Source organism: Arsenophonus symbiont of Ornithomya chloropus (assembly GCF_964026495.1).
In the GTDB taxonomy this organism is placed as follows: domain Bacteria; phylum Pseudomonadota; class Gammaproteobacteria; order Enterobacterales; family Enterobacteriaceae; genus Arsenophonus.
Window position 1 is genome coordinate 868,269 of record NZ_OZ032148.1, and the last position, 16,292, is coordinate 884,560.

Consider the following 16,292-nt stretch of genomic DNA (forward strand, 5'->3'; position numbering starts at 1 on the left):
CAAAAATATTTTTTTATAAAAAAAGCTTTTACATACTTAATGAATATCAAATTTAATCAACAAAATACTCAAAAAAAATAAAACATATCATTCAGTAATTAATACAAGCAAAAATTTTTATATGATAAGTATTTCTACAAAGGATTTAGGAAATTATTTTAATTTTTAATATATTAAAAATTAATGTTATTTATAATTTACTTTAATATCTTTTAAAAAAACATCTATTGACAAAAATAAAAATAACAATTTTTTGTTGTTACAGATAACTATAAATAAAAATCAAAAAACAAAAAACACAACGGGATTATTAATGAAATAAAATAAAATTTATTAATTAGATTTTTTCAAATACATTATTTTTAAATTTTATCAATAAGCCATCCGTAACCTTGTGATTCTAATTTCTTTGCCAATTTAAAATCACCAGATTTAATTATATTACCTTCATATAATACGTGTACAAAATCAGGTTTTATATAATCCAAAATACGTTGATAATGAGTAATAATTATAAAAGACCGATCTAAAGTACGTAATATATTCACTCCATTTGCAACTATTTTTAATGCATCAATATCAAGACCTGAATCAGTTTCATCTAAAATACATAATACAGGTTCTAAAAGAAACATTTGTAAAATATCATTTCTTTTTTTTTCACCACCAGAAAAACCTACATTTACTGATCTATCTAATAAATCTTCAGTCATGTTAAGAATATGCATTTTATCTTCAATAAAATCCTGAAACTCACATCTATCCAACAATTCTTGTTTACGATATTTTCTCACTGCATTAACAGCTGTTTGTAAAAATAACTTATTAGTAACACCAGGAATTTCTACTGGATACTGAAATGCTACAAATATACCCTCTCCAGCACGTTCTTCAGGAGATAATTCAAGCAAATTTTTATTTTTAAAAAAAATTTCACCCTTATCTATTTTGTATTCATCACGTCCTGCTAAAGTTGAAGACAATGTACTTTTTCCTGATCCATTAGGTCCCATCAAAGCATGTATTTCACCTACTTTTACTTCTAGATTTATTTCTTTGAGAATGGTGGTACCTTGAACACTAACATTCAAATTTTTAATACTCAACATTGCCTAATCCTTTAAAGAAACCAGTATTTTTTTTATAAAAACTATTAACCAATACTTTTTTCTAAACTAATCGCTAATAATTTTTGTGCTTCAACAGCAAATTCTAGTGGTAATTTAGAAAAAACATCCTTACAAAAACCATTGACGATCATAGAAATTGCATTTTCTTCACTGATACCCCGTTGCAAAAAATAAAAAAGTTGCTCTTCGCCAATACGAGATGTAGTAGCTTCATGCTCTAACTTTGCATTATGATTTTTAACTTCTATATAAGGAAATGTATGTGCACCGCATTCTTTTCCAATTAACATAGAATCACATCTAGTATAATTTCTAGAATTTTCTGCACTAGGTAATATTTTTACTAAACCGCGATAACTATTTTGACTTCGACCAGATGAAATCCCTTTAGAAATAATAGTAGAACTAGTATTTTTACCAATATGAATCATCTTCGTTCCAGTATCTGCTTGTTGTATACCATTGGTTAATGCAACAGAAAAAAATTCACCAACTGAATTATCTCCTTGCAAAATTACACTAGGATATTTCCAAGTAATAGCTGATCCTGTTTCAGACTGTGTCCATGACATTTTAGAATTTCTACCTTTACATAAAGCACGTTTTGTAACAAAATTCAAAATTCCAGCAGTTTTATTCGTATCACCAGAAAACCAATTTTGTACAGTAGAATATTTGACCTGTGCATCTTGATGTACAATAACTTCAACAACTGCAGCATGTAATTGATAAGTATCTCGAACAGGAGCTGAACATCCTTCAATATAACTAACAAAACTACCCTTATCAGCAATTAAAATAGTACGTTCAAACTGACCTGTATTTTCTTCATTGATCCGAAAATAAGTTGATAATTCCATAGGGCATTGCACACCCTGGGGTACATAAACAAATGTTCCATCAGAAGCAACTGCAGCATTTAATGAAGCAAAAAAATTATCTTGATTTGATACGACACTACCAATATATTTTTTTACTAAATCAGGATACTTTTGTATTGCTTCACTTAATGAACAAAAAATTATCCCATATTTTTTTAATGTACTACGATAAGTTGTTGAAACAGAAACAGAATCAAAAATGGCATCTACTGCAATAAAATTACCTTCACGTACTGGAATACCTAACTTATTGAAAGCATCTTCCACTTCTTTAGTTAAATAATTATTTTGGCAATGATTACATTTTGGTGCAGAATAATAAGAATATTTTTGATAATTTAAATTTGGGTAATAACCTTTTAACCAATGAGGTTCTTCCATATTTAACCAATATTTATAAGCCTCTAAACGAAACTGCAACATCCAGTCCGGTTCATTACGTTTATGAGAAATAGCATGAATAACATTTTCATTAATACCGACATCTAATTTATCGGTTTTTATTTGAGTAGAAAATCCTTCTTTATAATGATTTTTTTTTAACCATATTTTATGATCAAGATCATCTTCTAGATTACGATGTGACATAATTTAATTCACTTTAATATATTACTTACTTTTTTATTCAAAACTTACTTTTTTATTCAAATAGCAAAACTTTCACCACACCCACAAGCATGTTGAGCCTTAGGATTATTAAATTTAAATGCGTGATTAAGTCCTTCAGAAACATAATCAATTTCAGTTCCATCAATAAAGGGTATTACTTTTAAAGAAACAAAAACTTTAGCACCATTATTTTCAAATAATAAATATTCTTTAGTTGTATGATTGATCAATGTAATTGCATAAATAAATCCTGCACATCCTGATTTTTTAATATTAATTAATAACCCCTGACTATTTGGATTTTTTTTCATTAATTTACGAATTTGAGAAGCAGCTTTGTTTGTTATACTTAACCCATGCCAAGTTCTTTTATTGCATGAAAAATCAGTATGATTAATCATTTTAAACCCTCTACTAATTAGTAATTTAACTATTTATCACTATAAAAAAGCAGATTACTTTTATTTTTTATAATTTTTTTACTAATAAATTTTTCTGTTTTATTTAAATATTATATAAGTATTTAATATAATCATTAAACAAAATATTTACTTCCTATTTTAATAATATCAATTTAATGTTCATAAAAATTTTAAATTTTATAAAAAATAAGAAAAACTTTTAACAATATCTGCAGATAAATATATTATAAAAATTTTATAAAAATAAAAAATTCTTACTTAAAACTAATATTTTTTATGTATATATATAATAACATACATATGTATTTTTTTGTAAGATTCCATGAAAACTTAGATATAAGATTTTTAAAAAATTATAAATATTTTTTTAATTGATGAAGTTTTAAATAAAAATAGTAAAAAATTAAGATTTTTTTAAAAATCAAAAAGCACAAAAAAATATCATTTTTTAATTTAATTTTTGCACAAAAATTAGAAATTAACTAACGAATATAAATAAAATAATTAATCTCAAAATAATCATTACTGTAAAAAAATAGTTTTAACCGTCTTAATTTTTATGTAATATATATTTTAAATATATAAAATTTTTAAAAGATAATTTATATTTTTTACAAAAAATTAACATTCTTGGTCATACATTATATATAAATAATTCCAATAACAAAAAAATATTATAACACAAAAAATATATAAAAATAGATTATTCAAATTAAAAATTTTTTATATATTAAATACTAATATTAATAACTGAAAACATTTAAATATATTTTTTGTTCTCAATAATACAAAAAATTACAAATTTATTTATTAGATATTTTATTTTTAATTTTTTTATTAAAAAATATTAAAAAAAATCACAGAAAAACCTTTTTAAATTAAATAAACATATAAAAATATAATTAAATTTTATGATATTTTTTAAAATTATGTTAAATTATCATTAAAAAGTATATATGTAAAATATTTTTAATCTAAAACAATATATTTAATTACTGATACAACAAAAAAAAATGGTTATATAATAAATATCATAAAATTATTGCTTCATTAGTATATGATATAAAAAATATAAAATAATCAGTATATTATAGATGTTGTACAACATTATTATGTTAGAATCATCACAAAAAAACATACTTATTTTTATTTAAAATAGAGAAAATATTCTTTAAAAATCAATTATTTACAAATAACATTTTTATTTAAATAATCTACTAAAATATTTATCTATAATATTTTATAAAAATATTTTCATCCTTTAAATCAATTACATTTTTTTATATAACAATTATACTATTTAACTAAAATTTACCATCAAAATCTTATCAATAATAAGTATTTTAATAAGAATATTTTTTTAAAAAAAATCATTAATAATCAAAAAAAAATTACAATATTCAAAATAATCTCCATATATAAGGCTTATATGAAAAAACTTCCATATTACAATGATTTACCAAAATTTATTTTTAATATAATAGCTATTTTATTGATGATAATTGCATGTTTTTTTATATTAAAACCTTTTATATTGGGTTTTTTATGGGCAGTTATGGTTGTAATTACAACCTGGCCACTATTTATGAAACTCAGTTCAAAAATAAAACATAAAAAATGGTTAGCAAGTATAATAATGATATCATTAATCATTTTATTATTTGTAATTCCATTAGGAATATTAATTGGCAGTATTTTGCAAAACAGTGGACCATTAATTGAATGGGCAAAATCTCCAAAAAATATTCAACTACCACATTTTTTTTGGTTAGAAACCATACCATTAATAGGTAATAAACTTTATTATGCTTGGCACACATTAGTAATCAACAGAGGAAACTTATTTATAGGGAAATTACAACCTTATATTGGAGAAACTATTATTTGGTTTTTGACACAATTAATTAATATTGGACGTTTTGTATTTCATCTGATCGTTATGTTACTATTTACTGGATTATTCTATCTAAAAGGTGACCATATTATATTAAATGTTCGTCATTTTGCTTTTAGACTTGCTGGGATACAAGGTGAACAAACCATTCAACTTGCTGGGAAATCTATTCGAGTTGTAGCTTTAGGTGTAATCATTATAGCATTAATAGAAGCAATTATTAGTAGCGTAGCTTTATGTTTAGCTGCAATACCTTATACGGCTATATTAACTATTCTTATTTTTATATGTTGTGTAGCACAAATTGGACCATTGGTTATTATGATACCATCAATAATATGGTTATTTTATTCAGGTAATACTCATTGGGGTATTATGATGATAATATGGAGCATCATACTTTCGATCATAGACGGCATCTTACGTCCTATATTAATAAAAATAGAAGGAGGTTCATCTATGATACTGATGTTGATTGGTGTAATTGGTGGTATTTTATCGTTTGGTTTAATTGGACTTTTTATTGGACCAGTTGTTTTAGTTATATCTAATAATTTATTAATTGCTTGGATGCATGAAGTTTCTAAACCATATCAATAAAAATCATTATTAAATAAAAAACAATTTTTTATTTTGTCAAATTAATATTTCTTAAATAATTTTTGTAAATATTATTTCTTAAAAAATAAAAAAATGTTGTATTCTTTAATATATTTTAATATTCATTATTTAATGCCAAATTATTTATTTTTGATTCTTTCATTTCAAAAAAAATAAGACGCCATATTTTTTATTATTTTTTGTTCTTTTATATTAATTTATATTAATTTATATTAATTAAAATATTTTTATTATATCCATAATTTATATCATATAAATAAGATCAAAAAATATTAATACATTTATTTAAGTATAAAATTTAATAAATTAAATTTTTAGAAATATTTTTAAAATAACCTAACTTTATCAAAAATAATTACAAGAAAAATAAAAATATAATATAAAAAATGAATTCACTAAAAACAAGATTGCTTATCCATCATGAGTAAATTTTGCACTAACTTAATACAACGTAAAAAACGAACATCATAATCAGGAGAATTCACAACAACAAATTCTACTTGATTTTTAAGTAATAAATTAATTAATAAATTTTGAAAATTTGTACGTTCTTTATCACTACCTAAACTACGTAATCCATCAGAAATCCATGGTGTATTATTCTCTAATAAAATTACCAAATCAAACCGATATTCATTAATTAATGCCTGCACAAATGGATGAGATTTACCTTCATATCGTTGACAAAAAGCTTGAGTTGTAATAAAATCAGTGTCAATAAAAACAACTTTATTAGCATATTTAACTGCAAAATCAATATATTTTATATGACCTAAAGCAATTTTGTCATAATCAGAATATTGTAATGCTCTTTCATCACCACCTAAATGGGAGAAAATATAATCACGACCGTACTCCCATGCACTAGTTGTATTAAAAATATTAGCTAATTTATTTACTAAAGTAGATTTACCACTTGATTCTCCACCTAAAATCACTACTTTACGAACAAAAAAAGGTTTTACTTCTGTTGGAATATATTCCCAATAACGAAATGGATCTTTTCTAATTTGATGTCCAGTAATATTCATAAATGTATGATCTGGATCAATTAGTATAACTTCCATACCAAAATATTTTTTATAATACTGAACATCTTTTATTTCCCCAGAATAAATCAATTGTGGTCGAATATTTTTTTTTATCAAAAATTTTTTCATTTCCATACTCCAATATTCCCATCCATTGGGGTATGGTTCTATTCCATTCTCATTAAAAGAATGAATATAAATATTTTTCTGATATTTAAAAGTTTGTAATAACCAACGAAGTCTATCACTTACTGTAGGTTGTTGTGACATAGAACTATCTACAAAAATAGCTTTATCATATTTCTCATCATGGCATAAAATAATATATAATTCATCAAGTTGACTACATGCACGTTGTATAAGATAAATGTGTCCAGTATGCAATGGATAAAATTTACCAAAAATAATACCAATTTTTGAAGATTGTAATGGATGTTTAATATTTAAAAAACGATGCAAAGAAGTAAGTTTTTCTATGCTAGGATTTTTAATTTTACTACTAATTAAATTATTTAAATAATCTAGAGAAATATCACAAATAGAAGAAATTATGTCTAAAGTATAACCAGTTTGCTTAATTGCTTCTTTTAAATAATCAAACTGTTTCATAATTATTTCCTAACAAATATTTTTTATAAATAAATATCTCTTTTAAAATCTCTTAACAGTACATAATAAAATATCAAATAGTAGGAATAAAATTATATAATAAAAATAGAAAATTAGATTTAAGATTAAATGTAATATACAATATTCATTGTATTAATATTTATATGTTATCTTAAAATAAAGAGTGATATTAAATTCAAAAAATAAATTTAAGCATCAATTCAAAAATTAAATTAATAATAATGATTCTAATGCAATTTCAATCATATCATTAAATGTATTTTCTCGTTCTTTTGCAGCTATTTTTTCACCAGTAAAAATATTATCAGATACAGTACATATAGTTAATGATTTTATGCCATATTCTGCTGCAGTACCATATAAACCAGCAGCCTCCATTTCTACTCCTAATATACCATATTTTTTTATTTTATGAAAAAAATCTATTTTAGTTTGATAAAAAAGATCGGTAGAAAAAATATTTCCTACACGAATATTTGTGTTTTTTTTCTTAGCAACAGAAACTACATTATTAATCATCTCATAATCTGCAATAGCAGCAAAATCATTATCATTAAATTTTAAACGATTTACTTTAGAATCAGTACATGCTCCCATACCAACAATAATATCTCTCAATTTTACATCACTAGCAATAGCACCACAAGATCCTGTTCGCAATATCACTTTAACACCAAAATCTACTACTAATTCTTGTACATATAATATACAAGAAGGTATTCCTATTCCATGCCCCATTACAGAAATTATACGACCTTTATAATCTCCAGTAAAAGCTAACATACTACGAATATTATTTACTTGATAAGCATTACTCAAAAATTTTTTTGCAATATATTGTACACGTAAAGGGTCACCTGCCATTAAAACGATATTTGAAAAATCACCAATTGAAGCATGTATATGTGGAGTACTCATAAATATCCTATGTATATTTTGATAAATTAAAAATTTGTACATAACTAAAAAAAATATTCAACAATATTTTTATTTGATTTTTACAATAATGTCTCCCCATTTTTTATTAGAAATAAACTATAATATTTAGCAATTGTTCATACAACATCAACATTTTTTCGATAACTTAATCTACCTTTTTTTTATTTTTCCACAAATAAGAACAAGAATATTTTATCTTGTATATAATCAGATCCTGTTCACATTAAATCACAACCATGATCAACTTTAATATTTTAAAAATCATCTTTTTTTAAAAATTTTAATATTTCTGATAACCAACAATCAAATAACTTTAATTCTCGTGCATAATCAACAGCATCACAACAATTTTCATAATAAGAATCAAAATCAAAAAATAATAAATATTATAGTATCATTTTAAACTATTTTAATCTTCTGAAAGTAGTATTTAATACAATTTTAATCCCTACTGCCTTTATTTTTTTTATGGATCCCTACATGTGTATAAATATTTGCATTTTTTTTTAATTCCAACAATTTTAGCTTTTTTTATATAATCTTTTAAAAAAGTATCCGTTATAGGAGATAAAACAGAATAATCAAAACCATTACCTTTATATTGAAAAAACCACTGTTCTTTTATAAAGGAACGAGCTATAAGATGAGTCATATTATAAACATCATCATCTAAAATTTTTCTTAGTATTTTTAAAATTTTATAAAGATTTTTCAGAACAAAAAATTTAATAATATGCTATTTAAAAACCAGAATTAGAAGAGATGAAAAAATAGGTTTACAAATTCTTATTTGAATTTTACCTAATTAATCTAAAATTATTATACCAAAAATATGACAATTACCAAGTTAACCAAACAAAAGATAAATAAGTTACTTAAATAACTTTATTCAATAACTCTTGTAGAAAACTTTAACTCTTTTAGAAAACTTTTTTATTTTTTATTAAAATATCTCCATTCCATAAAACAAAAACTCCTTTAAGTTTTCAATAATCAATCCGAAAGTGTATCTTTACCTCAAGATAAAAAACTAACATAAGCATATTAACTAATAATGTTAGTTGAATATTCTATTCTTACTAGAAATATATTTGATGATTTTTCTACAACTTTACCTAAACCTAAACGCGATAAATTTGGTAAATATAATTTACTTTTTGTGCCATGATCTTCCATTCCTTTCGTACATGCTTTAGCGATATTTACTAAAAAATTAACGCCGATATCGCCAAATTTATCCGCATTAGGAAATCCTCCTAATACAAAAAAAATTAAAAAAAAATAAACATACGCTTCGTAATTTCCTGCTGCATTAACGAATTTGAACACAATAGTTATTGTATTTAAAAAAATATAAAAATATAACTTTTATAAAAAAATAATATTTTTAAGAATCAGTTTATTAAAATTTTCAAAAAAAATATCATATATTATATCATGGGTAATAAAATATAAGCTGTAGTAATTTATCAAATAAAATCAAATATATATATTGACATGGAATTAAAATAAAATAAATTATTCTAATAAATAAAAAATTATGATATAAAAAAATCTATTTTCATAATCATAAAAATATAAAAAAAATCACTAATTAATTACGATATTAAGATAAAATCAATTTTTATATTTTTTATTAAAATTAAATTTTAAATATTATTTTAATTTTTGTTTTTTTAAAATATTTTTATATCATTTTCAAATATAGTATAGAAAAAACAAAATTATTTTATAATTTAGCACCTAATGATAAAAAAAAGCCAGCAATCGTAGCACTCATTAAATTTGATAAAGAGCTGGCCAATATTGTTTTTAAACTTAATTGCGCAACATCTTTACGACGACTTGGAGCAATACCTCCTAAACAACCTAATAATATTGCAACTGATGAAAAATTAGAAAAACCACATAATGCAAAAGATATGATTGCTTTTGTATTTTCAGAAAGCACTTGTTTACCTGTCAAAATAAGATCATTATCAGATTTTAAGTATTCACTAAAATTCATATAAGCAATAAATTCATTCATAACTAACTTTTGTCCAATAAATGAACCAACAATTTTTGCTTCATTCCATGGAATTCCAATAAGATAAGCAATTGGTGAAAAAATATATCCTAAAATTAATTCTAATGAAAAATTAGTTATATTCATCCAATTTCCAATTACACTTAAAATACCATTTAATAAAGCAATTAATGCAACAAATGCCAAAAGCATACCACCAACATTTAAAGCAAGTTGAATTCCAGTAGAAGCACCAGATGCAGCAGCATCAATAATATTAATAGGACTTTCTTCCTTATTATTATTTACATAAATCATATTAATTTCATTACAAATTTTTTCTGTTTCAGGTACAATCAATTTAGCAAATAATATCCCTCCTGGAGCAGACATAAAGGAAGCTGCGATAAGATATTCCATTGGAATCCCCATTTGGGAATAACCTGCTAATACAGAACCAGCGACTGAAGATAGTCCGCCACACATAACAGCAAATAACTCAGAATTTGTCATAGTGCTAATATAAGGTTTAATTACTAAAGGAGCTTCAGTATGTCCAATAAAAATATTAGCCGTTGCAGATAAAGACTCAGTGCGTGAAATTCCTAACACCCATTGAAAAAAACCACCTACAATTTTGATAAAAAGTTGTATTATACCAAGATAATAACATACTGAAATTAATGAAGAAAAAAAAACAATAATAGGCAAAATACGCAAAGAAAAAATAAAACCACTACTGCCAAACAAATCTACCATTTTGTCAGATACCAAAGCGCCAAAAATAAAATCTATCCCAATTTGACCATAAGCAATGACACTGTACACTACATCAGATAATATTATTAAAATATTACGACCAGATGGAATATAAAGAACAAATGCTCCGATAATTATTTGAATTAAAAAAGCACCTAAAACAGTACGTAATTTTATAGATCGACGATGATTAGAAAAAATAATAGCAATGAAAATTAATACTATCATTCCTATCATACTCATGATACATTGCATAAATTATATCTCTATTTGATTAAATCAATCTATAACTAAAGTTTGCTAAAACTTAGTTAACACAATTTTTTTTGCTATAAAATTAAAATATTAAACAATATTGATAAAAAATTTAATTTTTAATCCTAAATTTAGAAAATTATCTTCAATTGCTTTTTAAAAAAATATTTATTATATATAATAATATAATGAAAATTCAAATTCTCATATCAGTATTTTATTAAATTTTTAAAACATATTCTATATTTTATGATAATATAATAAGTATCAAATCTATTAATTATTATTTAAATCTTTTTTTAAAATTGATAGATAAATTAAAAATTTTAAAAACAAATGATCACAACTATAATTAATTTTAAAGAAAAAGATTTTAGATATGTATTTTATAAAAATAAATATAATATTTATGTTTTTACGAAATATATTACACAAAAAATATATTTATATAAATTTAAAAACATTAATAGTTATTATTATATCTATACATAAATACAATAAAAAATAATACATTAGATATCAAATAAAATTAGATGCATAAAAAATACTAAAAAACATATTTTTTACTTTTTTTATGTTTTAAAAATCAATAAATATTAAAAAATAATACAAAATACCTAATATCATAATCTTTAAAATAACATTTATAAAACCATTAACATTCTTATATTAAATATATATCTAAAAAATAGATATAAAATTATTATACTAAATATTTACTTATTTTTTTATGAGCATATCAAAAAAACAAAAAAATACATTTAATACTTTGATATAATTTTTATTATAGAAAAATAATTTTTATATATAAAATAATGATAAAATCAAAAAAATTGCAATTATTATTTTATACATAAATATATGAGCATTCTAAAATGCATTTAATCATATTATTAAGATAATTTTTAATAAAAAATGAAACATTATAATTTACAAAAAAATAAAATATTTATATAAAATATAAAAAAAATATAAAAATTATATATCAATATTTTAAAAAAAATTATCTAATTTTATTTAATGCAATTTAAAATGCTATTTGTTAATAACATTATTTTATCATATAACATACTTAAATGTATTTATGAAAATATAATTTTCTATTTATAACAATAAAATAAATAATAAATTATCATACAAAAAAATGTGTAAAATATTTAATTATCCTTATATATTTCATAAAAACCCTTCTTATTTACCAAAAAAGGTGCATAATGCATTCATTTGATGTTACCAAACGTTCACTGTATTCACTAAGTTGGCCCATCTTTATTGATGTTCTATTACATTTTTCCACTTTACTTATCAACACTTACATGGTAAGTCATGTTTCTACATCATATTTGGCTGCAATGGGTGTAGGAAACCAAGTTTTTGATCTTTTTATAACTATATTTAATTTTATTAGCATAGGATGCAGCGTTGTTATTGCCCAATATTTAGGTGCAATTAAAACAGAAAAAGCAACCCAGGCCATTCATATTGCTATTGCTTTTAATTTTTTATTAGGATTTTTAGGTGCTGTAATTATTTTATTTCTGGGCCATAAAATACTTGGTATAATGAATACACCAATACATTTACTACATGATGGTTATGCTTACTTACATGTACTTGGTTTATGTTTAATCCCAGAAGCAATATCAATTATATTAGCTGCTTGCTTACGTGTTTATGGAAAATCAGAACCTGCCATGTGGGCAACATTTATTGCGAATGTCATAACCATTATTGGTAATGTAATTGTTTTATATGGTTTTTTTGATTTACCAAAATATGGATTAATTGGAGTTGCATATTCTACTACTATTGGTCGGATAATAGCTACCATATTACTCTTTTTTCTACTTTTTAGCAAATTAAAAATTAAATTTTCTCCTAATTTACTTTTTAATTGGTCAAAAAAAATAGTTAATAAAATATTACATATCGGGATTCCTTCTGCAGGTGAAAATTTAGTATGGATTTTACATTATATTATTGCTTCTGCTTTTATTGGTATAATGGGAGAAATATTCCTGGCAGCACAAACGATTTATTTTCAATTGTCATTATTCATCATGTTATTTGGAATTTCTATCAGCATTGGTAATGAAATCATAATTGGACATTTAATTGGATCTAAACGTTTTAAAGATGCATACAAAAGAGCATTTAAAAGTTTAAAATGGGGATTTTGTATTACAATTTGTATTGTTTTCATTTTTTGGTTATTTCGTATATCTATATTAAACATAGTTACTCAAGATTCCAAAATAATGACATTATTACTTCCGCTTTTTTTATTATCTGTTTTTTTAGAACCAGGAAGAACAGTGAACATTATCATGGTAAATGCTTTACGTGCTGTTGGAGATGCTAAATTTCCTTTTTGCGTTGCTTTAGTTTCCATGTTTGGAATAGCACTTCCAATTAGTTATTTATTAGGTATAAAAATGCAAATTGGATTATTAGGTATCTGGCTTGGTTTTTTATGTGATGAATGGCTAAGAGGTTTACTAAATACTTGGCGATGGAAATCTAAATATTGGCAAAAAAAAAATTAGCAACATAAAAGTATATAATGCTATACATATTTTATATATTATATTTTATAAAAATAAAAAAACAAATTTAAACACTATTTATACATTAAAAAATTAATAATTATCAGAAATTAATAAAATTTTTTAAGAAATACTAAAAAAGATTTCATTGATTATCAAAAAATATTTTTATGCCGAAGGCCGGGATCGAACCGGCAAACCATAAGGCGATTGATTTTGAATCAATTGCGTTTACCAATTTCGCCACTTCGGCTTTTTTTTAAAATTAAAGAAATATTATTATAATCATTAGTACATAAAAAACAAGTTATGTTTTAATAAAAATTTTAATTTTAATTCAATCAATATATATACAATATCTATTAAAATTATTTTTAAAAACGAAAATTTCATGTTATACATACATATCGTAATATTTTATATGACTAAAAAATTATTATACAAAAAATTAGATAATATAATTTTTAGAATTCATAAAAGTTTTTATAATTAATTAAAAACAAATATAAATATATTTGATCAATATCACAATATTTTTATTCAAGCAATTGTAAAGTATTTTTTTTAAAAATTTCAATAATACATTACATAAAAATGTACTAGAACAAATATCAACAAAATATTTTTTTTAGAAAAAATTAACACAAAAAATAATTCGTTATTTCTTTTTTTATATAACAAAAAAAAACAAACATTTTTCTAAAAAAAACAAAATAAAAAAACTAAAAAACACATATTTTAATACAAAATAGAATAATAAATAGATATTTTTAAATAAATTTAAAAATTTTTACATTCAAAGAAATGTTATTTTATACGAGAAACATATTCACCTAATCTAGTATCAACTTTAATAATATCACCAATTTTAATAAACAAAGGAACTTTCAATTTTACTCCAGTAATTAATATTGCATCTTTTCCTCCGCTAATACCACCACCTAATGTATCACCTTTTAATCCTGGATCAGTATATACTACTTCTAATGAAACAAAATTAGGTACAGTTATAACAATAGGTTTTTGATTCCAAAATGTCACAACACAATTTATCTGATTAGTTAACCATTTTTTATTATCAGCAATAACTAAATGATCTACTGAAAATTGTTCAAAATTATCATAATTCATAAAATACCAAAATTTTTTATTATTATATAAATACATTAAATTTAAGTCTATAATATCAGCACTCTTTAAAAAATCAGTTGACTTAAATGTTTTTTCTAATAGTTTATTAGAAATTAATTTACGCAGACGTACACGAGAAAAAACTTGACCTTTACCTGGTTTAATAAATTCACTCTCAACAATTATACAAGGCTCCTTTTCTAAAATAATTTTTAAACCAGGACGAAATTCGTTAATACTATAAACAGTCATAAAAATCCTTTAATTTTTTTAAAAAAAGTAACATTAATAAACAAGAAAAATACAAAAATTAAAAACAATGAACATTATCAATCAAAATATAAAAAAAAAAGAGATTTGGATAAAACAACTTAATGAATCTGTCACAAATCATCATGAACTACTAAAATTACTATCACTACAACATGATCCAGAATTATCTTCCGGAGCTCCAGCTCATACTTTATTTCCTTTACGTGTACCCCACCCTTTTATAAAAAAAATGAAAATTGGTGATCCTCAAGATCCTCTTTTACGACAAGTTATCACTTTAAAAGCAGAATTTAATATTACACCAATGTTTTCTGTTGATCCATTAAATGAACAAAACAATCCTATTCCGGGAATATTACATAAATATTATAATCGAATATTACTTTTAGTAAAAAACAGATGTGCTGTTAATTGTCGCTACTGTTTTCGACGTCATTTTCCTTACAAAAAAAATAAAGGTAACAAAGAAACTTGGAAAATAGCCTTAAAATATATTCAACAACATAAAGAAGTAAATGAAATTATTTTTTCAGGCGGAGATCCATTAATGGCAAAAGATCATGAGTTAGATTGGTTGATTACCCAATTAGAAAAAATCACTCATATCAAAAGATTAAGGATACATAGTCGATTACCGGTAGTTATTCCTAGACGTATTACAAATATATTATGTCAGCGTTTTTATATTTCACGATTACAAATTATCTTGGTTACTCATGTTAATCATCCAAATGAAATGGATGATATTTTTTATAATTCTATGAAAAAATTAAAAAAAGTAAATGTTACCTTACTCAATCAAAGTGTTTTGTTACGAGGTGTTAATGATAATGCTCACACTCTTGAAAAATTAAGCGATAAACTATTTCAAAATGGAATTTTACCTTATTATTTACATTTATTAGATCAAGTTCAAGGTTCTTCTCATTTTCTTGTAAATGAAGAAGAAGCTAAAAAAATAATGAAAACACTCATGAAAAGAATTTCTGGATATCTAGTACCTAGATTAACAAAAGAAATAGCTGGAAAATTAAATAAAATCTACATTAATTTATAATTATCAAAATCATTTTATTATATCTATAACTCGTATATTATAAAATTATTTATTATATAAAATTACTTACAGATAAAATCTTTTTGTTATTTTATTAAATTTATTA

At 22.7% G+C, this 16,292-nt stretch carries 12 protein-coding genes and 1 tRNA gene; 3 read left to right on the plus strand and 10 right to left on the minus strand.

Going from position 1 to position 16,292, the window contains the following annotated elements; translation table 11 throughout:
• Positions 1–362: 362 nt before the first annotated feature.
• Genes sufC through sufA form a run of 3 tightly spaced genes read right to left on the minus strand, consistent with a single transcriptional unit; the run spans position 363 to position 3,021 of the window.
• Positions 363–1,109, minus strand: coding sequence for a Fe-S cluster assembly ATPase SufC (gene sufC / locus ABNS14_RS03245; RefSeq protein WP_348666300.1), 747 nt, complete (start codon positions 1,107–1,109; stop codon positions 363–365).
• A gap of 44 nt (positions 1,110–1,153) precedes the next feature.
• Positions 1,154–2,599 (minus strand): Fe-S cluster assembly protein SufB, encoded by a 1,446-nt coding sequence (gene sufB / locus ABNS14_RS03250; protein WP_348666301.1) that lies wholly within the window; start codon positions 2,597–2,599, stop codon positions 1,154–1,156.
• Between the two features lie 56 nt (positions 2,600–2,655).
• A complete protein-coding gene (sufA, locus tag ABNS14_RS03255) occupies positions 2,656–3,021 on the minus strand; it encodes a Fe-S cluster assembly scaffold SufA (RefSeq protein WP_348666302.1) in 366 nt (121 codons plus the stop codon).
• A gap of 1,450 nt (positions 3,022–4,471) precedes the next feature.
• On the opposite strand from sufA, the gene ydiK reads away from it, so the two are divergent.
• Positions 4,472–5,536, plus strand: coding sequence for an AI-2E family transporter YdiK (ydiK, locus tag ABNS14_RS03260; RefSeq protein ID WP_348666303.1), 1,065 nt, complete (start codon positions 4,472–4,474; stop codon positions 5,534–5,536).
• A gap of 416 nt (positions 5,537–5,952) precedes the next feature.
• Here the strand turns inward: ydiK and nadR are convergent, their stop codons facing one another.
• The 5 genes from nadR to ABNS14_RS03285 form a co-directional block, all read right to left on the minus strand.
• Positions 5,953–7,197 (minus strand): multifunctional transcriptional regulator/nicotinamide-nucleotide adenylyltransferase/ribosylnicotinamide kinase NadR, encoded by a 1,245-nt coding sequence (gene nadR, locus ABNS14_RS03265; RefSeq protein ID WP_348666304.1) that lies wholly within the window; start codon positions 7,195–7,197, stop codon positions 5,953–5,955.
• Positions 7,198–7,425: 228 nt separating this feature from the next.
• On the minus strand, positions 7,426–8,136 hold the full coding sequence (gene deoD / locus ABNS14_RS03270) for a purine-nucleoside phosphorylase (RefSeq protein WP_348666305.1): 711 nt from the start codon (positions 8,134–8,136) through the stop codon (positions 7,426–7,428).
• A 487-nt stretch (positions 8,137–8,623) separates the two neighbouring features.
• Positions 8,624–8,809, minus strand: coding sequence for a hypothetical protein (locus tag ABNS14_RS03275; RefSeq protein ID WP_348666306.1), 186 nt, complete (start codon positions 8,807–8,809; stop codon positions 8,624–8,626).
• A gap of 392 nt (positions 8,810–9,201) precedes the next feature.
• On the minus strand, positions 9,202–9,486 hold the full coding sequence (locus ABNS14_RS03280; RefSeq protein WP_348666307.1) for a hypothetical protein: 285 nt from the start codon (positions 9,484–9,486) through the stop codon (positions 9,202–9,204).
• A gap of 400 nt (positions 9,487–9,886) precedes the next feature.
• Positions 9,887–11,179: a NupC/NupG family nucleoside CNT transporter gene (locus ABNS14_RS03285; RefSeq protein ID WP_348666308.1), complete on the minus strand. Its 1,293-nt coding sequence runs from the start codon at positions 11,177–11,179 to the stop codon at positions 9,887–9,889.
• A 1,214-nt stretch (positions 11,180–12,393) separates the two neighbouring features.
• On the opposite strand from ABNS14_RS03285, the gene ABNS14_RS03290 reads away from it, so the two are divergent.
• Positions 12,394–13,725, plus strand: coding sequence for an MATE family efflux transporter (locus ABNS14_RS03290; RefSeq protein WP_348666309.1), 1,332 nt, complete (start codon positions 12,394–12,396; stop codon positions 13,723–13,725).
• A 171-nt stretch (positions 13,726–13,896) separates the two neighbouring features.
• Here ABNS14_RS03290 and ABNS14_RS03295 read toward each other — a convergent pair.
• Positions 13,897–13,978 (minus strand) — tRNA-Leu (locus tag ABNS14_RS03295).
• 554 nt (positions 13,979–14,532) lie between these two features.
• The gene (efp, locus tag ABNS14_RS03300) at positions 14,533–15,108 is read right to left on the minus strand and encodes an elongation factor P (protein WP_348666310.1); all 576 of its coding nucleotides are present in this window, start codon (positions 15,106–15,108) and stop codon (positions 14,533–14,535) included.
• A 67-nt stretch (positions 15,109–15,175) separates the two neighbouring features.
• Between efp and epmB the strand changes: the two genes are divergently transcribed.
• Positions 15,176–16,186: an EF-P beta-lysylation protein EpmB gene (gene epmB / locus ABNS14_RS03305; RefSeq protein ID WP_348666311.1), complete on the plus strand. Its 1,011-nt coding sequence runs from the start codon at positions 15,176–15,178 to the stop codon at positions 16,184–16,186.
• Positions 16,187–16,292: the final 106 nt, after the last annotated feature.

What these genes read in the sequence shown, in the direction of transcription:
- sufC (WP_348666300.1), bottom strand. Translation starts at nt 1,109, where the DNA reads ATGTTGAGTATTAAAAATTTGAATGTTAGTGTTCAAGGTACCACCATT.
- sufB (WP_348666301.1), bottom strand. Translation starts at nt 2,599, where the DNA reads ATGTCACATCGTAATCTAGAAGATGATCTTGATCATAAAATATGGTTA.
- sufA (WP_348666302.1), bottom strand. Translation starts at nt 3,021, where the DNA reads ATGATTAATCATACTGATTTTTCATGCAATAAAAGAACTTGGCATGGG.
- ydiK (WP_348666303.1), top strand. Translation starts at nt 4,472, where the DNA reads ATGAAAAAACTTCCATATTACAATGATTTACCAAAATTTATTTTTAAT.
- nadR (WP_348666304.1), bottom strand. Translation starts at nt 7,197, where the DNA reads ATGAAACAGTTTGATTATTTAAAAGAAGCAATTAAGCAAACTGGTTAT.
- deoD (WP_348666305.1), bottom strand. Translation starts at nt 8,136, where the DNA reads ATGAGTACTCCACATATACATGCTTCAATTGGTGATTTTTCAAATATC.
- ABNS14_RS03275 (WP_348666306.1), bottom strand. Translation starts at nt 8,809, where the DNA reads ATGACTCATCTTATAGCTCGTTCCTTTATAAAAGAACAGTGGTTTTTT.
- ABNS14_RS03285 (WP_348666308.1), bottom strand. Translation starts at nt 11,179, where the DNA reads ATGCAATGTATCATGAGTATGATAGGAATGATAGTATTAATTTTCATT.
- ABNS14_RS03290 (WP_348666309.1), top strand. Translation starts at nt 12,394, where the DNA reads ATGCATTCATTTGATGTTACCAAACGTTCACTGTATTCACTAAGTTGG.
- efp (WP_348666310.1), bottom strand. Translation starts at nt 15,108, where the DNA reads ATGACTGTTTATAGTATTAACGAATTTCGTCCTGGTTTAAAAATTATT.
- epmB (WP_348666311.1), top strand. Translation starts at nt 15,176, where the DNA reads ATGAACATTATCAATCAAAATATAAAAAAAAAAGAGATTTGGATAAAA.